This window comes from Flavobacterium sp. NRK F10 (assembly GCF_024054235.1).
Lineage (GTDB): Bacteria > Bacteroidota > Bacteroidia > Flavobacteriales > Flavobacteriaceae > Flavobacterium > Flavobacterium sediminis.
The window spans coordinates 2,774,802-2,795,885 of the sequence record NZ_JAMXLC010000001.1 but is presented as its reverse complement, the minus strand read 5'-3'; the positions used below and the strand labels follow the sequence as shown (position 1 = coordinate 2,795,885).

21 protein-coding genes are annotated in these 21,084 nt (G+C 31.9%); 16 read left to right on the top strand and 5 right to left on the bottom strand.

The features are described 5' to 3' along the window. Window positions 1–4: 4 nt before the first annotated feature. From NHF50_RS12690 to NHF50_RS12660, 7 genes are all read left to right on the top strand, one after another. Window positions 5–1,003, top strand: coding sequence for a cyclic GMP-AMP synthase DncV-like nucleotidyltransferase (locus NHF50_RS12690; protein ID WP_252776802.1), 999 nt, complete (start codon window positions 5–7; stop codon window positions 1,001–1,003). Beyond that, a complete protein-coding gene (locus NHF50_RS12685; RefSeq protein ID WP_252776801.1) occupies window positions 1,003–2,751 on the top strand; it encodes a ThiF family adenylyltransferase in 1,749 nt (582 codons plus the stop codon). Before NHF50_RS12690 ends, NHF50_RS12685 begins: the two co-directional genes overlap by 1 nt. Next, a complete protein-coding gene (locus NHF50_RS12680) occupies window positions 2,748–3,236 on the top strand; it encodes a Mov34/MPN/PAD-1 family protein (protein WP_252776800.1) in 489 nt (162 codons plus the stop codon). Before NHF50_RS12685 ends, NHF50_RS12680 begins: the two co-directional genes overlap by 4 nt. Continuing rightward, complete coding sequence (locus NHF50_RS12675; RefSeq protein ID WP_252776799.1) at window positions 3,236–4,615, top strand: ATP-binding protein; 1,380 nt, start codon at window positions 3,236–3,238, stop codon at window positions 4,613–4,615. The genes NHF50_RS12680 and NHF50_RS12675 overlap by 1 nt, the downstream gene beginning before the upstream one ends. Before the next feature lie 142 nt (window positions 4,616–4,757). Further along, window positions 4,758–5,042, top strand: coding sequence for a hypothetical protein (locus NHF50_RS12670; protein ID WP_252776797.1), 285 nt, complete (start codon window positions 4,758–4,760; stop codon window positions 5,040–5,042). An 8-nt stretch (window positions 5,043–5,050) separates the two neighbouring features. Further along, entirely contained in the window at window positions 5,051–5,845 is a 795-nt protein-coding gene (locus NHF50_RS12665) for a UPF0489 family protein (protein ID WP_252776795.1), read from the top strand. Window positions 5,846–7,274: 1,429 nt separating this feature from the next. After that, entirely contained in the window at window positions 7,275–7,700 is a 426-nt protein-coding gene (locus NHF50_RS12660; protein ID WP_252776794.1) for a hypothetical protein, read from the top strand. Here NHF50_RS12660 and NHF50_RS12655 read toward each other — a convergent pair. The 5 genes from NHF50_RS12655 to NHF50_RS12635 all read right to left on the bottom strand — a co-directional run bounded on the left by NHF50_RS12655 (window position 7,682) and on the right by NHF50_RS12635 (window position 9,631). Then, entirely contained in the window at window positions 7,682–7,864 is a 183-nt protein-coding gene (locus tag NHF50_RS12655; RefSeq protein WP_252776793.1) for a hypothetical protein, read from the bottom strand. The two genes, NHF50_RS12660 and NHF50_RS12655, sit on opposite strands and share 19 nt — an antisense overlap. 225 nt (window positions 7,865–8,089) lie before the next feature. Next, window positions 8,090–8,266, bottom strand: coding sequence for a hypothetical protein (locus NHF50_RS12650; protein ID WP_170108208.1), 177 nt, complete (start codon window positions 8,264–8,266; stop codon window positions 8,090–8,092). Continuing rightward, window positions 8,253–8,468 carry a hypothetical protein gene (locus tag NHF50_RS12645; RefSeq protein ID WP_109569995.1) on the bottom strand — a complete coding sequence of 72 codons (216 nt, stop codon included), beginning with the start codon at window positions 8,466–8,468 and terminating at the stop codon, window positions 8,253–8,255. The genes NHF50_RS12650 and NHF50_RS12645 overlap by 14 nt, the downstream gene beginning before the upstream one ends. Window positions 8,469–8,477: 9 nt before the next feature. Continuing rightward, window positions 8,478–8,873 (bottom strand): DUF5675 family protein, encoded by a 396-nt coding sequence (locus NHF50_RS12640; protein WP_252776792.1) that lies wholly within the window; start codon window positions 8,871–8,873, stop codon window positions 8,478–8,480. Further along, window positions 8,873–9,631 (bottom strand): hypothetical protein, encoded by a 759-nt coding sequence (locus NHF50_RS12635; protein ID WP_252776790.1) that lies wholly within the window; start codon window positions 9,629–9,631, stop codon window positions 8,873–8,875. The genes NHF50_RS12640 and NHF50_RS12635 overlap by 1 nt, the downstream gene beginning before the upstream one ends. 988 nt (window positions 9,632–10,619) lie before the next feature. On the opposite strand from NHF50_RS12635, the gene NHF50_RS12625 reads away from it, so the two are divergent. The 9 genes from NHF50_RS12625 (at window position 10,620) to NHF50_RS12585 (ending at window position 20,984) form a co-directional block, all read left to right on the top strand. Further along, window positions 10,620–11,786, top strand: coding sequence for a site-specific integrase (locus NHF50_RS12625; RefSeq protein ID WP_252776789.1), 1,167 nt, complete (start codon window positions 10,620–10,622; stop codon window positions 11,784–11,786). 100 nt (window positions 11,787–11,886) lie between these two features. Beyond that, window positions 11,887–12,555 carry a TetR/AcrR family transcriptional regulator gene (locus tag NHF50_RS12620; protein ID WP_252776787.1) on the top strand — a complete coding sequence of 223 codons (669 nt, stop codon included), beginning with the start codon at window positions 11,887–11,889 and terminating at the stop codon, window positions 12,553–12,555. 54 nt (window positions 12,556–12,609) lie between these two features. Beyond that, window positions 12,610–13,950, top strand: a complete 1,341-nt coding sequence (locus tag NHF50_RS12615) for a TolC family protein (protein WP_252776785.1) — start codon at window positions 12,610–12,612, stop codon at window positions 13,948–13,950. A gap of 12 nt (window positions 13,951–13,962) precedes the next feature. Next, entirely contained in the window at window positions 13,963–15,054 is a 1,092-nt protein-coding gene (locus tag NHF50_RS12610; protein WP_252776783.1) for an efflux RND transporter periplasmic adaptor subunit, read from the top strand. A gap of 7 nt (window positions 15,055–15,061) precedes the next feature. Further along, window positions 15,062–18,112 (top strand): efflux RND transporter permease subunit, encoded by a 3,051-nt coding sequence (locus tag NHF50_RS12605; RefSeq protein WP_252776781.1) that lies wholly within the window; start codon window positions 15,062–15,064, stop codon window positions 18,110–18,112. A 2-nt stretch (window positions 18,113–18,114) separates the two neighbouring features. Continuing rightward, complete coding sequence (locus NHF50_RS12600) at window positions 18,115–18,408, top strand: hypothetical protein (RefSeq protein WP_252776780.1); 294 nt, start codon at window positions 18,115–18,117, stop codon at window positions 18,406–18,408. 48 nt (window positions 18,409–18,456) lie between these two features. After that, a complete protein-coding gene (locus NHF50_RS12595; protein WP_252776779.1) occupies window positions 18,457–19,260 on the top strand; it encodes an SDR family oxidoreductase in 804 nt (267 codons plus the stop codon). 12 nt (window positions 19,261–19,272) lie between these two features. Further along, window positions 19,273–19,710, top strand: a complete 438-nt coding sequence (locus NHF50_RS12590; protein WP_252776778.1) for a PaaI family thioesterase — start codon at window positions 19,273–19,275, stop codon at window positions 19,708–19,710. 101 nt (window positions 19,711–19,811) lie between these two features. Continuing rightward, a complete protein-coding gene (locus tag NHF50_RS12585; RefSeq protein WP_252776777.1) occupies window positions 19,812–20,984 on the top strand; it encodes an acetyl-CoA C-acyltransferase in 1,173 nt (390 codons plus the stop codon). Window positions 20,985–21,084: the final 100 nt, after the last annotated feature.

Sequence of the window (21,084 nt, the reverse complement as noted above, 5' to 3'; positions counted from 1 at the left end):
TAAAATGGCAGATTTACATGAAACATTTGTTAGTTTTAATGACAACATTAAGCTTTCTGAAAATAGAAAAAAAGAATTGAGAAAATCTAGAAATGCAGTTCGAGAGGATATCAGAAAATATTTCACAGACAATAGAGATAAGCATACTGTTAAATTTAAAGGACAAGGTTCGTTCTCTATGAATACCTCTATTCTTCCTTTAAGCGGTGAATATGATGTTGATGATGGAGTTTATATTTTTGGAAAAGAAGAAGATAGACCTACTCCATCACAAGCGCATGGTTGGATTTTGAAGGCTGTTGAAAATCGAACAAATCAAAACAGTATTGATAAAAATACATGTGTTAGAGTTCAATACGCTGCTCAATATCACATAGACTTGCCAATTTACTATAAAACTACAGATAATGACAATGAAAGTTTCTTTGATAGTTCTGATGTACCGGAATTAGCTCATAAAGATAAAGGATGGATACCGAGTGATCCTTATGCTTTTAGAATATGGTTTGAAGAAAAGGCAAAAGGTAAAGAACAGCTAAAAAGAATTGTACGTTATTTAAAAGCTTGGACTGATAATAAAAGTCATTTAAAATTACCTAGTGGTATGGTGTTTACAATTTTAGCAGTTAATAATTATGTTTCAAAAGTTAGGGATGATGAGGCTTTTTTAGAAACTTTAAAATCTATTCAATCAGCAATCGATACTTCAAAAAACTTTTGGGCAAGATATGAATGTTTTAGACCGACTATTGATACAAATGAAAATTTGTTAGATAAATACTCTTCAGAAACAAGAAAGAAAAATTTCCTTGACGCACTAGATAGTTTAATTACTTCTGGTAATCAAGCAATAGAGGCTAAAAGTAAAAAGGACGCTTGTGCAAAATGGCAAAAACATTTAGGAGACAGATTTCCATGTTCAACTATAGAGGAAAAAGATGAAGATGTTGCAAAAGCATTTTCTTCACCAGACCAATTACGATACGATAACAAATCTGCTTAATGATTGACTACAACTTACTTTTAAAAGAATTTGGGAAACTTGAAACTTGTAAAAAAATAGATACTCAAGTACTAAAAACACTTGATTATAAATTTTATGAAGATAGTATTGTTTGGGAAATTCAAACAGAATTAACATTTGATAATAGAAATATTGATGTTGTTTTCTATTTGAATTTTCCCAGCGATTTTCCTTTTACATCACCCAAAATATTTATTAATAAGGAAAGTTATCAGGATTTAAAATACATTCCACATGTAAATGAAGATTTAAGCATTTGTATTTTTGATGAAGGACTAAATCTAATTCTACCCAAAAATGATTTTATTGGTTTAATTGAATTAATCGTTTCTAAAGCAAAAAAAATAATTCGAGATGCCGAAAATATTGAGTATAGAAAAAATGAGTTCAAAAGAGAATTTAAAGCATACTGGGAATTAAATTATTCTAAAAATGATATTGTTCACAATTTAGGGTTTCACTCTATAAATGAAGATAAAACAGAAGAAGTAAAAGGAATAAAATTTACAAATAAATACTTATCAAATTATGAGTATTTCATCAGTAATATTGATGCTGATTTTAAAAAAATTAGAGAATACGCAAAAGAACATAATTGTAATTTCAAAGAAGTTGGAATATTGTTTGTTGAAAATGAATTCATTGAACCACCATTTGAATTAACATTTTCAGATACATTAGCTATTTTAAAGAAAAATAATAACAACTACATTAAATTTAAAGAGTTATGTAGAAATAATGATTTTGATAGCGTTTTAGTAATCTTTACAAACAATAATAATTCTTCAAAAGAATATTATGGTTGGACATATCAAAAGGCTGAAATTGTTCCTAGAAAGAAAGGTGGAGTTAGAAATATTTCTTCAAAAGTAGATCATTTATCAAATAAGATTAATGAAAAAAAATATGTAACAAGATTAACTTTTGATAACATAAGTTTGGACAGATTACAATTAAGGACAACTGGTTACACAGAAACTCAAAGAAGTGTTTCAATTAGCGGTTTGGGTAGTGTTGGTTCAAATCTTGTTTTTTTTCTAAAAAACTTACCAATAAACAAGTTTAATTTAATTGATAAGGAAGCTCTATCTTCAGAAAATATCAAAAGACATTTATCTGGTTTTTCTCTTTTAAAAAACAATAAAGTTGATGCATTAAAAAATGAATTGAAAAATTCAAATCCATTAATTGATGTGGAAACTAGAATACAATCGGTAACCACAATTATTCAAACTGAAACAGATTTTATAAATGATTGTGATTTTCATATTGTAGCAATAGGTAAAACAATGATTGAAGAGTTTATACTTAATGCTATAATTGAAAGCAAATTAACTAAACCAACTTTTATTTTTTGGGTTGAACCATTTTTAGCAAGTGGTCAAATGTTATTTGTAATGCCTGAAGATGCTGAAAGAGCTTTGGAATTAATTAAAAAAGAAAATTATAATTATAGTGTTTTATCAAATTCAGAAAATCAACAAGAAAAAACATATTTGATTGAAGGAAGTTGTCAAACAGGTTATTTTCCCTATTCTGCTTCATACTTAATCCAATTCCTTTCAACTATTTTTCCATATTTAAAAGATCATATCACAAAAAAGAATAATGTTTCAAAGGTTTATTCTTGGGTTGGAGATAAAGAACTATTAAAAAATAGAGGGTTGGTAATAACTGAATTTGGAACAAACAATAACTCTTTTCAACTAATAATAAATGATTTATGATAGAATTTGAGTTAGGAGATATATCAATCAAAATATCCGAAGAAGTATTTGAAATAATGAAGTCTTTTATTCAAGATAAAAACCACAAGCCTGAAGCTGGTGGTATTCTAATTGGTCATTATTTAGAAGATAATAATTATTCTATTACTGATGTTTCCTCTCCAAGTGAACTTGACAAATCGAGTAGATTTAATTTTGTTAGATCGAAAAAGAATGCACAAAAAGTAATTAATAAAATTTTTAAAGATAGTAAGGGAAAGAAAATATATTTAGGTGAATGGCATACACATCCCGAAGATTTTCCTACTCCTTCCGGTCTTGATAAAAAATCTATATTAGAACAAATTAGAGGCAATTTTCTTAATTCTGAGGTAATCTTTATGCTAATAATTGGTAGAAAAGGTCTTTACATTTCTTATGTTGATAAAACAGGAATTAAGACTGAAAAAAATATTAATTTTGAGGAAATAATTTATAACAAATAATGCTCAACCCAACCGAAATAAAATCAATAATAGCTTCTGGAGAAGGCTATAATGCCGAATTCAAAGTAAGTATTCCAAGTAAGATAAAAGAAATTACAGAAGAAGTATGTGCTTTTGCCAATGCTTCAGGTGGTATTGTTTTGATTGGCGTTGATGATGCTAATACTATCAAAGGAATAACCATTGATAATGCAAAACGTTCAGCAATACAAAATTCAATCAGCGAAATATCTCCAGTGCTGAAATGTGATTTTAATATTGTTGAGGTAGATGGCAAAGATATAGCGGTAATCGAAGTTCCTTCAGGTCAAAATAAGCCTTATGTGCTATCAGGCGCAATTTATGTACGTCAAGGTCCAAATTCCCAAAAATTGACAACAGTTGAAGAAATGAGAGATTTTTTTCAACAAGCAGACAAAATTTATTTTGATGATGCCATCTGCAAAGAAGCCAATATAGAAAATGACATTGCAAAAGAAAATATCAATACATTTCGGTTTGAAGCAGGTTTAGTCAATGCAACTTCAGACGAACAATTATTTACCAATCTAAAGTTAGTAACCAATGATGGCCAATTAAAAAACGGAACCGTTTTATTTTTTGGGAGTAATCCGGAAAAGTTTTTCGAAAAAGCAGTAATTCGTTGCGTAGCATTTGAAGGAACAGACAAACGTTATATTGTTGATGATAAAGTAATGACTGGAACATTATACCAACAATATCAAAAAAGTATGATTTGGTTAAAATCAAAACTAGATGTAAGATATGATATTGAAGGCGAAGGTGGAAAACCAAGAAAAGAATTATGGGAAATTCCGGAAACAGCATTCAAAGAAACAATTATAAATTCATTAGCACATCGTGATTATTACGATAAAGGAGCAAGAATAACTATAGAGGTATTTGATAATCGTGTAGAAATATCAAATCCTGGTGGTTTAGTAAGTGCTGTTCCTAGAAGTGAATTTGGTAAAAGAAGTGCCAGTAGAAATCCTTTGATTTTTGGTTTATTTGAAAGAATGCGATTAGTAGAACAGATAGGTTCAGGTATTACTCGTATTCGTGATGTTATGAATGATGAAGGATTAAATCCTCCAGAATTTAATATAGATGGAATGTTTACAGTTACATTAAGAAGACCTTTCGATTTTGAAAAGTGGGTAGAAAAGTGGGTAGAAAAACTAACAGATAATAGAGTTAAAATTCTTAGAGAAGTTCATAATAATCATAAAGTAACTAAAAAAGAATTAGAACAAGCTGTAGGTATAAGTGCTTCTGCTATAGATAATAACATAGATGTTTTAAAAGATTTAGGATTACTTAGTAGAGAAGGTAGTGATAAAGGTGGTTATTGGAAAATCATTCCTATTTTGCCATAAGTGGGTAGAAAAGGTGGGTAGAAAAACAAAAACAAATTTTAAATAAATTATCTCATTCACCTGCACAAAAATCGCTCCTAGTCCAAGTATTCCTAGCATCAATTCTTTGTTTGCTTCATTTCGTTAATTTCATTTAAAAAATATGAGTAAATATTTAGGTTTAGATTTAGGGAGTAATTCAATTGGCTGGGCTATAATAGACGATTCAGCAAAGAAAACTATAAATTATGGTGTACATAATTTTGACAATACAAATGGCAAAAAAAGGATTAAAATAAAAAAGCCAAAAAGCCAAACAATTTTAATATTAAATATATTAATCGGTATATCGGCTACGTTTTGTATTGTTAATCTTGAAAATTGGCAATTTTGGCTAAATATCATTCTAACAATTTTTATTGCTAAAATCACATTATCAAGTCAATAAAGTTCTTTATGAAATTTAGAAATCCTTACTACATAGTTCCTCCAGGTTCCGCTAAACAAATTTTATCACATCCATTTTTGAAAAGAGGAGTTACTGAATTAGCCATTTTTCAAGAACACCGATATGCTTTTTTTTATTGGCTAAAATGGACTAGAGAAAACACAGGTTCTAAACCACCTTGTTTAGTAAGCTTAGATTGGCATCAAGATTTGTGTTATCCGAGTGAAACAGAAAAGAAGTGGCTATCTAAACTTGATCAATCTAATGATGGCGAAGTAGCTTTATTTAGTTGGGCTAAATTAGCAGGGAATAATGACGGTCACATTTTATCTGCAGCATATCTGAATATTATTGGAGATATTTATGTTCACTGCCGACAAGGTACTTTTGAAAGCAACTGGGAAGATGAAGAACTTATCGATATAAATGGCAACAAACATATAATTAAAAAGTTTAAAACACATAAAGAACTTGAAGATTATCTGATTGCTTCTGATGAAACCAAAGTATATTTCGACATAGATTTAGACTTTTTTACCTTGGATAATCCTTATAATGGAAAAGGTAAAAAATTCACATATATGAAAAAAGAAGAAATGCAAAATATACTTTCAATAGATAATCCTTTAACAAAATGGATATTTGAGAGGCTGTGTGGTTTCACTATAGCAACTGAACCAGAACATTGTGGAGGACTTCTAAAGTCTAATAAACTTTTGGATATTATTAACAGGATATATTTCAAGCCAGGTATTTTTTCTGAAAATTGCGATTGGAAACACAAAAAAGAGAATAAACGATAAGATTTTCATTCCAATTGCCACTCCTTGCCAACGCTCCTAAAAAAATTACTGTCATGGTTTTTGCCCCACCGCACATCAAGCACATTGCCTGCTGGCTAGAGCGGTTTGTTTAAAATAGATAAAACTAATAAGCCATCAGTCAAAGAGCTTGCCCATTGCTAATACAAAAATACGTACGCTTCGCAACTCATGCCAGTAATTTTTTCTCCAAAGCTTAGTTACATAATGTGGCATTATAATCCCTTCGGGCAAGGGACAAGCCATTATAATAACATTATGTAAAAAAGCCGCACACCCAACGCTCGTGCCAGTGGCTCCAGGACAACATTTTTTGCAGCTTCCATCGCATCACCCAGCTACAAAAAACACCGTCCTTCGCCACCGCCTTAAACGACGTTCTCTATTTCATAGGAATAATTTCTGTTATTATCGATTTTAAGAACGTTCACTGTAGCTGTTTTTATCTGTTTTATGGTTAAATAGGTAGTATTTGAATTGCTTTTGTAAGTAATAAAATGGCTTTGAAATTAAGTTAATTAGCCTATGGTAAAAGCCTTTTTATTACCCACAAAACCAAACTTCCCAGTAAGAGTATCATTTTTTATTTGCCAGAAAACAAGTAGTAATTACTCTAGCGAAAAAGTTGATGCTATAACGTTTTTTTTTAAGATAATCTGTTGCAAACTGAATACCGCGACTACCAACTGTATCTCAGGCATCAGCTTTTCCACTAAAGCAATCAGAAACATCGCAGTAAGCAAATAAAAAATAATACCCTTACTTGCGCTACTGCCACATCGCACTCGGTATTTTAATGCATTGTTTTTTGAAGATGCTTCCCATTTTCAGAAGACACTTTTCTGTTAACTGAACACTGCGACTACCAACTGATTTCTAGGCATCCTCAAAAATCAAATCCAAGAAAGAGTATCAAATTCTTTGGCCGGATAAATAGCTTTATTATTTTCTGATTAGGTTTATTCATCCATCCAAAGAATTTGATACCCTTTCCAAAGACATCTATCTTTCAAATCAACACTCATTTCATCAGCTAAAATCCGTTTAAACAAGAACATTCCGATTGGATATTTCAAAAAAAAAATAAAGTAAAAAAGGAAGCAAAAATAAGTTCCAGGTATTCAAAAAAGCAAGTTCAAGCCCTTCGGGTTTCAGAAAAAATCTCCACCCAAAAAAATTTAAAAACACATTTCTATTCTGCTTAACTATTTCCGATTTCAATCACGTATCGGGTAGTATTTTTTCTGAAAAACTTGCTTTTTTGAAACCTTCCACTTGGACGAATGGCTTTCTTTTTTTCTTTTTTTTCTTTTGAAAAATTTTATTGGGCGAAGCTTAGCGAGGCACATCTGCATTTCAATAGGAAATCTGCGAAAAATTGAAAAATTAATCAATTTTAAAGCCTAATGTTATGCAGAATTTTATCATTAAAACCCACCAAAAAGACACGATTTACTCGAAACCTCATTTATTCATACTTAACAAAGGAATGAACAGCGGAAAGCCGAAAAAAGAGTCATTTACGAACTGTTTTGTAGTCATATTTGATTTAGAACAGGATTGTGAAAACCTTTATTTCGTTGCTTATAGTTTATGGAAAATTAACTTTTGGCATCAACATTTGGTTGGTTCCGTAATTCCATTTTTACGTCTTAACGATTTTAAAAAGGAGTTTTTTATAAAGTCTAAAGTTATGATGGATGAACACGAAGCTCACATTAAACACGTTGCAGCTCTCAAACTTTTGGAGCAAAAAGAAAATCAATTTCACGAAAACATCAACCTTATCAACGATATGCGAAGAGTTATTATACATCGTTATTGTAATACTAAATAACCCAGCACTGCTGGGTTATTTTCTTGTGGACAGTCAGGGATCGAACCTGAGAAGTTAACTACAATATGTTCATTCTTAGCTTTAAATCGATTAGACTTTTTTACTTTTGGTCTGTCCGCGTTAACTCCAATCCACCTTTTCAAAAAAATTCCAATGTCATTCATATCTTCTAGATTTTTAATATAGTTATAAACTGTTATTCCACCCAGTGCAAACTGGAAAAATGTTGCTGGAGGACATCTAAAAAGAGTAACCGATAAAAAACTAAGGATTACTAGTATTCATAAATTAGTTAATTCAAATATAATTAATAAATAAAAAAAGTCAAGTCTTTTCAGACCTGACTTTCGTTTTGTTTAACCCAAAGGTCACCACAACTAGGGCTAAACTTATTTTTTGTGCTTCTTATTCAGACTTTTAAGTACTAACGAAATAGTAAAACTGACTACAGCTCCAATAGTGGCTAAGATAACCGTTTTTGCAATATCTTCAGATTGAATATTGGGTGCAATACTTAAAAATGTACCTCCTGCAGTACCTATTAGCGTGTGATTATTCGCTGTCATTTGGAATTGTCAACTGACTTGCAGCTGTCAAAACACTTCCTGCAACTGCAACATAACCGCCAATGGTTGTAACAACAACTGGCAAAGCTACTGGAGCTGCTAAAATAGTTCCACCAACTGCCGCTAATGCCAAACCAATAGTACGAAGCACTTTAAAAAACTTAGGTGTGGGAGCCGAAACTCTATTAACTATATTTTTCATAATTAAAATTTAAGATTGAACAATTAACGTAACACTTTCTTGATTATCCAAAGCTTTGTAAACAATGCTTTTAAGCTTCTCAAAAGCTTTTCGGGATAACAACCCTAATCCTGGTCCTGAAAGTTTAGTAACCGGAGCAATACAGCCTTGTAATTCCTTCAGTGCATTATTAGCCGGATGAAGAAGAATGTATTTTCTATTCGGTACATCCACTAATTCTAAATGCCATTTGTATTTTGAGCTATATCGCTTTCTAATAAAATATTTCCCTTCCGGAATACAGGAAACTCTTGTTTCGTTCATCTTCCAAGGCAATTCTATGGTATTACATATCAATTTGCCTTCACATTCGAGTTTTCCATTAGTTCCTTCAGGGAAATAAGTTCTAGTTAACCAAATAACCATTACACGCCACCATCAACTTTAACAATCGATAACGGGTTGAAAGCACCATTTTTCAAAGGGTACATTTGCCCATTAATCTCTTGGTAAAACTCAATACCTAAAGCCAAAACTAAAGGTTGAGTTGAGTTAGCCGTAACGGCGTTACTCAAGTTGATTACAGCCGTTGCAGTTCCATCCCAAGGCAAAATTGCCGTTTCGGTAGTTTCTACAACATAGGTTTCGTTCGTAAAATCGATTTCAGCTCCTCCAGAAATCACTTTAAAGTGAGTTGTTCCACTTGGAGCAGCAATCATATTCGCAGGTACAAACGATGGAATAGAAACGCTTAACGTTCCGGCAGCTCTATCAATTGCTGAGGTAAATGGAGCAAATAAAGAAGTACCTAGTTTTCCACGAATATTAAATTCGAATCCAAGTACCAATTCAATTTCACCATCAATTACATTTCGTAATCCTCTTTCACTCACAGCATCCGCTTGAATAACTTTTACCATGTTTTGAGTCAAACGACTCACCATTCTACCATCAGCAGAGTTCAACAACAATGGTCGTAAAGCCGTTCTTAAAACCTTTCCGGCTTTTCCAGCTCTACCAAACTCGGAACCATTTTCACGCGTTCTCTGGAACGCAGGATCACTCGCAATTCTGCTCGCGTCAATTCCACCTTTCTCACGAGCCAAATGACCATCTTGCGTTTTGTAAAAGGTAATATCCCCGATAGTACCTTTCAATTTAATTATGCCTTTCTGTCTAGCCATAACTTCAAAATTTCGTTAAACATTCTTTTAAAATCTCCTTCATTCTTTCAATCAGTTGCAACCACATTTTGAATGATTAATACAAAGTTTACAAAGCATTTCTGCAAAGAAAAAGTCATAAGTGTACCATATGTCCAAAATCGACACAAGTGTCTTAAATGAGCATAAAGGCATAATTAATGAGTATAAAAAATTATAATTAAATTGCAGAAGATTTTCTGCTCGTCAGAAGTATAGCATCGCTATATCAAAGCTATAGATAAAGTATGAAATTGAAAAATCAGAGGGTGTGCATCTATCCAAAGGACATACAACGAATAACAGGCAAGAGTTATCGTCAAAGTACTAGATTGTTGCAAAAGATAAAAAAAGACCTCAATAAGCTCGAAAATGAGTTTCTAACGATTGATGAGTTCTGTACATATAGTGGCATAAAATATGAACAAGTAACTCACTTGATTTTTGGTTAAAATTGAAAAATACTTCAGACAAATTTTAATCAAAAAAGCACTACTAAGCTTTAAAATAACTAGTTCAATTATTAGTCTTGATACTTTAATATTCAAATAATTATGCTTATATTTGAGTACTTTGAATTTAGAATAATAGTAGCCTTATAAAAGAGGAGTCAGTCGAGGAGTCACTTAAACAACATACTTTGCGAAGTATTGATTTTACTAGTGTTTTTAGACTTTAATAAATCCCTCTTTCTCCGCTGAAAAAATCCTAAACGGTAGCAAAACCCTGTAAATCTTATGATTTACGGGGTTTTTTCTTTTGCAACCATATCAAATTATTCATTAAATCTTATTCTAATCGAGATAAAATCGAGACCCTAAAAAAATCCAAAATTAGGGTCTCGCTAAAATCTCGGAAGTATTGCAAATAGGCGGTTTAATGACTTGTTCAATAGCTTGTTCACTCATCAAACATCTTGTTTGTTTTTAATTAGGAAATTAAATTGAGTAATAATTAATTGGTCACCACAATGAAAACAAAAATCACACTTCACTTTTATGCCAAAAACACAAAAGCTAATGCAAACGGACTACTTCCTATTTATGTAAGATTAACAGTTGATGGAAAACGATTAGAGTTTAGTACCAAAAAGTTTGTAGAAAAATCAAAATGGTCAAATGAACTATCTAAAATGAAAGGTACTTCAGAAGAAGCACGTTCAATCAATAGTTACCTTGATTTGATGAAAGCGAAAGTTTTAGAAGCACAAATGGAACTACTCCACCGAAACGAAGCACTAACAATCGAAAACTTCAAAAGTAAAATACTAGGAACCGAAGAAAGACAGAGAATGTTGGTTCCCATCTTCCAAGACCACAACGACAAAATAAAAGAATTGGTTGGAAAAGAATACGCTCCAGGAACACTGGAACGCTACACTACTTCACTCAAGCATACTATCGAGTTCATGCAATGGAAATATAATGTTTCCGATATAGATATTACAAAAATAGATCATGCCTTTATTACCGATTATGAATTTTGGTTGCGTAGTGTTAGAAACTGCGCTAATAATACAGCCGTGAAATACATCAAAAACTTCAATAAAATTATCAAGATATGTTTGGCCAATGATTGGCTTGATAAAAATCCATTTGCAAACTATAAATCAAAAGTCAAAGAAGTGGAACGAGTTTATTTAACTGAAGCTGAAATCCAATCTATTATTGAAAAAGATTTCAAAACAGAGAGACTTTCGCTAGTTCGCGATATCTTCCTTTTTAGTTGCTTTACGGGTTTAGCCTACATAGATGTCAAAAACTTAACGAAGTCACATATTAGCTATGGTATTGATGGCGAGCAATGGATATTCACTCACAGACAAAAAACAGAATCCGCTTCCAAAATTCCAATACTTCCGGTGACACAAATGATTATCGATAAATACGAAAATCATCCACAGTGTTTAAATGAAGATAAATTGCTACCTATTTTATCAAACCAAAAAATGAATGCCTATTTAAAAGAAATAGCTGGAGTTTGTGAAATCGACAAAGAACTAACTTTTCATATTGCCCGACATACTTTTGCAACTACTGTAACGCTTACAAATGGGGTTCCTATTGAGTCTGTGAGCAAGATGCTTGGGCATAAAAATTTAAGAACCACTCAACATTATACCAAATTATTAGATTGAAAAGTAAGTGAGGATGTAAAGGCTTTAAGAGATAAATTACTCTATTTAAGCCCTATAAAACCAGCTCATTTAGATAGAAAAGTTAAATAATTTCAAAAAAATGAACGTTGTTCAAAAAATAAACATATATTTGCAGTGTAATTTACAAGTCATGAGTATAGCAGATAGAAAAGCCAAAGAAAAGGAAGCGTTAAAAATGCTTATTCTAAAAGGAGCAAAAAAGCTCTTTATAGAAAAAGGAATTGAGCAAACTACAATTAGAAATATAGCAGATGAAATAGATTATAGTGTAGGAACAGTATATGTTTATTTCAAAGATAAGAATGCCATTTTACATGATCTTCATTCTATTGGATTCCAAGAATTGGGAGGATACTTTAAAGAATTGTTTAGTATAGAGAACCCAATGGAGCGACTTCGAAAAATGGGATTTATCTATATAAAGTTTGCCTTGGAAAATCAAGAGATGTATGATTTGATGTTTAATGTTAAAGCTCCAATGGAATTTTTAGAAAACTCCAATAATGATGATTGGGATGAAGGAGCAGCCACTTTTGGTCATGTTAAGCAAACGATTAAGGAATGCATCGATAAAGGGCATTTTGTAGGACACAATGTAGAACCACTTTCTTTTATGGTTTGGAGTTTAGTACACGGTATGTGTTGTCTTCAAATTCGTCAGAGAATCACTGGAGTAAAATTCACCAATCCTGAAACTATTCTACTTGATGGATATAATGAGTATTTAAAAATAATAGAAAAATTATAATATTTTTTTTGACTTAAAAAATGAACAATGTTCAATTAATAAACGATGTATAAAATGAAAAAGAAAACACTAACTCTGATAATGGTCTTACTTGGATATCTAGGATATTCACAAAGTAAGCTTGACGACTATATTGAAGTCGCACTAAAAAATAATGAGGTTATAAAACAGCATAACTTCGATATTAATAAAAGTATATGGGCTTTAAAGGAAGCACGTTCCTTATTCTACCCCACCGTTTCTTTAAATGGAAGCTACACCAAGGCAGAAGGCGGAAGAACTATTGACATTCCTGTAGGTGACATGTTAAATCCGGTATATACTGCTTTGAATCAAATTACAAATTCAAATGCGTTCCCAATGTTAGAGAACCAATCTGTACTAATTAATCCGGATAATTTTTATGATGCTAAAATTCACACGACAATGCCTTTGTTAAATTTTGAAATCATTTATAACAAAAGGATTAAAAACCAACAAACAACATTACAAAAAATAGAATTGGAAATCTACCAGCGAGAATTGGTTAAGGATATAAAAATTGCCTATTACAAATATTTACAATCGTTAGAAGGAATTAAAATTTACGAAGATGCTTTGGCTTTAGTTAAAGAAAATCAAAGAGTAAATCATTCCTTATTCAAAAACGACAAAATTAATCGTACAGCTGTTTTGCGTAGTGATAATGAAGTTATTCGCATTACAGCAAATTTGGAAACTGCTAAACAAGTAAGTAATAATGCCAGAGCCTATTTTAATTTCCTACTCAATCAAAAACTCGATACGGAAATAATAGTTGATGAAATCAATGAAAAAATTCCAAATGCATTGGTCGAGGGAAAAACAGAGAACAGAGAAGAATTAAAAAAACTGGAGCAAGTAAAAGAATTAAACGATAACGTTAGCAAACTTACAAAATCACACTGGTTTCCAACATTAAGCGGTTTTGCAGATTTTGGAGTACAGGATTTTGATTTTGAAATGAACAAGGATTCACGTTATTATTTTGCTGGCCTAGGTTTAGAATGGAATATTTTTTCAGGAAATAAAAACAAATATAAACTCAAACAGGTTGAAGAAGACAATAAAAAAATAAGTTCACAAATTGACAATGTAAAGCAACAATTACAACTTCAGTTTCAGGTCACACAAAATAATTTGAAATCGGCCTTAGAGCAATTTTATGCTGATAAAAATCAAAAAGAATCTGCAAAAAAATACAATGAAGATGTAACTAAATTATACAAAGAAGGTCAGGCTATCTACATTGAACTTTTGGATGCTCAAAATCAGTGGGTAAATGCACAATTAAATACCAATCTCTCATTATATAACACTTGGATTGCATTTGCAGAGTTAGAAAGAGCCAATGCATCATTCACATTTAAAAATTAAAAATCAATTATCATGAAATCAACGATTCACAAATACAGAAAAAACAACTTTACACTTATGAGTAAAAAATCAATAATTATTTCCCTTTTAGCCCTTCCTCTTTTTTATGCATGTAATGATGAGAAAAAGGAAAACAATCCATTTGAATCAGCTGATATTATTTCAGTAAAAACAGCAACAGTTGAATCATTAGCATTTGTCAACAATATAAGTGCTTCGGGATTAGTAACCACAGAAAACCAAGCTAATTATGGTTTTAAAATTGGTGGTGTGGTGAGTCGCATTTATGTAGAAGAAGGTCAGTTTTTCAAAAAAGGACAACTTTTAGCGAGCTTAGATAACACTGAGATAAGTGCAGGCTTAAATCAAGCAGATTTGAATGTAAAAAAATACGAACGTGACTATACACGTGCTGTTAATTTGTATAAAGACAGTGTTTATACTTTGGAACAACTTCAAAACACAAAGACAGGTTTAGACATTGCTAAAAAGCAAAAAGAAGCAGTTGCATTTAATTCCCGTTACTCCAAAATATACGCTACTGCCGATGGATTTGTAGCTCATAAAATAGCAAATGAAGGTGAAGTAGTTGGTCCTGGATCCCCAATATTAGCAATAAATGAAACCAAACAAAACAACAATTATCTGTTGAAAGTAGGCTTAACTGATAAAGAATGGGCTTCAGTAAAAATAGGACAAAAAGCAAAAGTAACACTTGACGGATTTCCTGATGAAGAATTTGAAGCTAGCATTTTTAGAAAATCGCAAGCGGCTGATGCTGCGCTCGGGTCATTTCAAGTTGAACTAAAACTGAATATGAAAAATCAAAAACCAGCTGTAGGAATGTTTGGAAAAACAGAAATACAAACCGATAAAGCTGATGATTTTATGGCTATCCCTTATAATTCACTTATTGAAGCTGATGGTAACAAGGCCTTTGTTTTTGTAGTGGAAAACAACAAAGTGAAACGTCAACCCATTACGATTTTCAAATTTGACAATGATCAGGTTTTTATAAAAGATGGTCTTCAAAAAACAGACCAGATAGTAATTTCTAATAGTGCCTATCTAAACGAACAATCAACGATAAAGATTATTAAATAATAACATCATGAAAATAACAAATTTTTCAGTTAAGAATTATCAGTTTACACTGATTCTCGCTCTTTTAGTCGCTGTGGTAGGAGTTCTTACTTTATTCACGATGCCAAGAGCCGAAGACCCTAGTACGCATCCTCCACAATATTTAATTACAGTTATTTATCCAGGAACAAGTCCAAAAGATATGGAAGAACAGGTTGTAAAACCTATTGAAAATAAGATTTATGGCTTAGAAAATATCGAAAAAATACTAACAACTGTAGAAGACGGTGTGGCTGCTTTTCAGGTAAAATTCAAATATGGAGTTGATGTTGATAACAAATATCAGGAAATCTCTACTGAAATGAATGCTCTTAAAAGTAGTGAACTGCCAAAAGATATTTATCAAATCAAAACGGAAAAAATTTCGTCTTCAGATGTAAAAGTTCTGCAGGTAGCTTTGGTTTCTGAAAATGCATCTGACAAAAAACTGCGAGATGAAGCTGATAAACTAAAAGCAAAAATTGAAAAGATAACCAATCTTAAAGATGTAAAATACAGTGGTATTCCAGAACAGGAGATCCGTGTGGATTTGAATTTGGAAAAATTGGCACAATTGAGAATTCCATTGAATATAGTAATGGGAAGTTTACAAAGTGAAGCGGCTGACATTCCCGGTGGAAGTATTGATTTAGATACCAAAGTATTCAATGTAAAAACAAGTGGTAAATTCAAAAATGCGGAAGATGTTGCTAATACGGTTGTTTACAATGCCAATGGAAAAATCATCTATATGAAAGATATAGCTGATGTTAATTACAAATCTGAAGTTCCCTATCACATTACAAGAATTAATGGACACCGATGCGTTTTAGTAACTGCAGGAATGAAAGACAATGTAAACATTAGTGATGTTCAGAAAGAATATTTGCCAATAGTTGATGCATTCGCTAAAGAGTTACCTGCTAACATCAAATTAATAAAAAACTTTGACCAAGCCGATATGGTATCAAAACGTCTGGGGCATTTAGGTTTTGATTTTGGATTAGCTATTATTTTGGTTATTGTTACATTATTACCGTTAGGATTAAGAGCATCCGGTATAGTTATGATTTCCATTCCTTTATCTTTAGGTTTAGGATTAATCGCGATGAATGCTTTAGGATATTCATTAAATCAATTAAGTATTGTAGGCTTGGTTGTTGCATTAGGATTACTGGTTGATGATAGTATTGTTGTTGTTGAAAATATAGAGCGTTGGCTCCGAGAAGGGCATTCAAAAATGGATGCTGTTTTAAAGGGTACAAAACAAATCGGTATTGCTGTTGTAGGTACTACGGCTACTTTAGTTATAGCCTTTATACCACTGGCTTTTCTTCCTGATATGGCTGGTGAATTTATCAGAAGTTTGCCTATGGCGGTAATCACAAGTGTATTAGCTTCTATGATTGTGGCTTTGACCTTGGTTCCATTTTTAGGAAGTCGTTTCTTAAAAACACACGACCATGAAGGAGGAAATATATTCCTTCAGTATTTGCAAAAATTCCTTACAAATGCATATAAAAACATTATGCCTAAAGCATTGAAGTTTCCAAAAACTACGATTGCAATTTCTATATTTTTAAGTGCTATTGCTTTTGGACTGCTTTCTATAGCAGGGTTTAAATTGTTCCCAACTTCAGAAAAACCAATGTTTTTAATCAACATAAAAATGCCACTTCAAGCCAATATTTTAGAAAGTGACAGGGTAACCAAAATTGTGGAAGCCGAGTTGAAAAACCATAAAGAAATTGTATATTTTACTTCAAATGTTGGGCACGGAAATCCACAGATATACTACAATGTGCATCCTCAGGACAGAAAATCAGATTTTGCTCAAATTTTCGTGCAACTAGAAGAAGAAGCCAAACCTTCAGACAAAACCAGTCTTATACAAGAATTGCGCGAAAAATTTAAAGCGATGCCTTATGCTAAAGTTGAAGTAAAAGATTTTGAACAAGGACCACCATTGGAAGCCAACATCGTAGTACGATTATTTGGAGAAGACCAAGAAGTTTTACGCAAATTGTCTTCTCAGGTAGAGACTATTTTAAGAAATCAAGAAGGAACGGTATACATCAACAACGAGTTAAACACCTATAAAACTGATGTCAAAGTAAAAATCAATAAAGAAAAAGCCAGAACATTAGGCGTATTAACTAGTGAAATTGATAAAGTAATTCGTCTTGCTGTTGCTGGTCTAACAGTTGGAGATTATATAGATGACCGTGGTGATGCAAGAAATGTAACTATTACACTCCCAAGAGAGAAATTTTCCACACTTGATGCCCTTAAAAATCTATATGTAAATAATGTTCAGGGAACACCAATTGCACTAAACCAAATTGCGACTGTATCTTTTGAAACAGCACCAACAGCCATTAACCACTTTAACAAATCACGCTTTTCAAAAGTTAGCGCGATGACAAAAGAGGGTTATTTAGCAAATGACTTGCTGGTAGATATTATACCGAAATTGGATAAACTTGAAATGCCCAAAGGGTATTATTACAAACTATCAGGTGAAAAAGAATCGGAAGGTGATGCATTAGGAGGGAATTTTCTCTCTGTAATTATATTGAGTACGTTTTTATTCATTGCAGTTTTATTACTACAATTCAAAACATTTAAAGGAATCATTATTGTTATGTCCATCATTCCGTTAGGCGTTTTAGGAGGAGTATTGTTTTTAATAGCATCAGGAAACCCAATGTCTTTGGTTTCTATTATCGGTTTCATTGGATTATCAGGAATTCAAGTAAAAAACTCTCTCCTTCTAGTGGATTTTACAAATCAATTAAGACAAGAAGGAAAATCCATTGATGAAGCTATAGCAATTGCAGGTGAAACACGTTTTCTTCCAGTAGTATTAACATCAGTTACCGCAATTTGTGGTTTGATTCCACTGGCAGTAAATCCAAATCCTCAAATATCTCCATTAGCGATTGTATTAATTGGAGGATTGATAAGTTCAACTATTCTGGCAAGAATTGTAACACCAGTAATGTACAAATTGATTCCTCCTAAACTAGATGAAGAATAAAAATGAATGCTATCCATTATAATATTAAAAGCGATGCAATAGTCAATGAATTAAAAGTGACTATCAATTCCAAAATTGACAAAATATATTGGATGGATACGCTAATTCTAATTGAACCTGAGAAATCAACTTTTAAAAATATTGTAGAGCTTCTATATGGCTTCTTTAAAGAACACAAACTAGAAATAGAAGATTTTGTTTACATCTACAATTTTTCAAGCTATAAAGAAAATAATTGGTATTGTGAAAGACTAAAAAGAAAAGGATTAAAACGAATGAGTTCTAATTTTAAATAAAAACTATATAAACATAACTGAAGATATTAATAATCAAAATTTAAGAAAATGAAAAAAACAATTTTAATAACAGGAGCATCATCTGGTTTTGGTTTGATGTTAGCAAACAATTTACACAATCAAGGATATAACGTTATTGGTACAAGTCGTAATGCTAAAAAACTGCAAGCCACAGTTCCCTTTAAAGTATTGGATTTGGATATTACTGACGAGAATTCCATAAAAGAGTTTACAAAGCAACTTTTTGAAACAGTAGATAAATTAGATATTTTGGTGAATAATGCAGGTTATATGCTCACTGGTGTAGCAGAAGAAACTTCAACAGAAGTAGGGAAACTTCAATTTGAAACTAATTTTTGGGGAACAGTAAATGTAACAAAAGCAATACTTCCTTATTTCAGAAAACAAAAGTCTGGTCAAATTATTACAGTGAGCTCAATGATGGGGCTCGTGTCATTACCTATGAAACCAATCTACGCTGCATCTAAACATGCTTTAGAAGGTTTCTTTAAATCATTGCGATTTGAGGTAAGTCAATTTAATATCAAAGTTAGCATGGTACAGCCTATGTGGGCAAAAACAAATCTTGGTACAAATATGATTGCTGTTGATGGAAACATAGCAGATTATAAGAACTATAAGGAGCAAGTAAATAAGTATATTAAAAAAGCGATGTCAGAAGGTGATGAACCATCTGTAATAGTGAACAAAATTATAGAAGTGATAAACGCTAAAAACCCGAAGTTTAGAAACATTGTGGGTAAAATGGCAGGAATGGTCTTATTCCTTAATAATTATGCATATTCAATGTTTGAAGGTGCAATACATAAAAGTGTAAAAACAACAAAATAAAGAAAAATTAAAATGGAAAATACAAGACTACAATTGCTTCAAAGTTTCATTGGAAAACCATTTTCAGGTAGCCCGTCTCCATTCGCCAAATGGCTGAATGGAACGGTGATTTCTGTTGATGAAAATTCAGTAGAATTTCAATTTGAGGTAAGAAAAGAAATGACCAATCCTGCTGGGACTCTTCATGGTGGAGTAATTTGTGGAATGTTTGATGATTGCATAGGCGTAAACTTTATGATCTTAGGAACGGAAAATTTCTACCCAACGATTAATTTAAATGTTGAGTTTTTTAGTGCTGCAAAAGAGGGAGATACTGTCATAGTAAAAACTAATGTTATTAAAAAAGGGAAATCTGTAATCAATGTAAAAGCAAATATGTTTAGTTCTAAAGGAATTATTGCTTCTGCTACATCAAATCTAGTGTTAAGTGAAATGAAGATTAATATGTAAACACATAACTGTAGATTCTTCTGGAATTTTTAAAGAATTACACATGAAATCTACTAATGAAATTTTTTAATTGATATAACATATCATAATAACAAATAAATATGAAAGATGTTTTTATAGTTGCTGCAAAGAGAACTCCAATTGGTGGGTTTTTAGGTAATTTTTCAGAAATAACAGCGACAGAATTAGGTGCTATTGCAATTAGAGGAGTTTTAGAAGAATCGAGAATTGCCCCTGAAAATATAGATGCTGTTTATATGGGAAATGTTTTATCTGCTAATTTAGGACAATCACCTGCGAGACAAGCTTCAATATTTGCAGGAATTCCAAATCATGCGGATAGTACAACCATTAATAAAGTTTGTGCTGCCGGAATGAAAGCAACTACAATTGGAGCACAACAAATCCAATTAGGTTTGGAGAATTTAGTAGTAACTGGAGGTATGGAAAGTATGAGTAATGTACCACATTACACCAATAAGCGTAAACCAAACAAACTGGGGCATGAAACATTAATTGATGGGCTCCTTAAAGATGGGTTAACAGATGTTTACAATGATTTTCATATGGGAAATGCAGCTGAATTATGTGCTCAAAAATATAAGCTTACAAGAGAACAACAAGATGAATATGCATTACAATCTTATGAAAAAGCGACCATTGCTACTAAAAAAGGTAAATTCTTTAATGAAATAATTCCCATTAAAGTAATCCAAAAAAACAATGAAATTATACTCAATGAGGATGAAGATATCTATAAAATAATTCCTGAAAAAGTAGCAAAATTGAAAGCTTCTTTTGTTGAAGGAGGCACAATAACTGCTGCTAATGCCAGTAACTTAAATGATGGAGCAGCTGCTATAATTTTAGCATCAAAAGAAGCTGTCGAGAAATACAATTTAACACCATTAGCTAAAATAATTGGTTATGCAGACGCGGCACAAGCTCCTGAATGGTTTACAACAGCACCTTCACTAGCAATTCCAAAAGCAATAGAAAGAGCTAATTTAAAATTAGAAAATATTGATTTTTTTGAAATAAATGAAGCTTACTCTGCAGTTGCAATTGCAAATCAAATTGAGTTAGGAATTGAATCAAATAAAGTTAATGTTTATGGCGGTGCTGTTGCTTTAGGTCATCCGTTGGGAGCTTCAGGAGCTAGAATAATATGTACATTAATTTCAGTGCTTCATCAAGAAAATGGAAAGTATGGTGTAGCAGCTATTTGTAATGGTGGAGGTGGTGCTTCAGCAATGGTATTAGAGAAAATGTAATTAAAAACTAGTAAAATGAAATTTGTAAAAGAGAATTGGATATCAATCGTAGCATTTATAGTGGTATTAATTGTTGCTTATTCGTTTTACTGTTTATGCT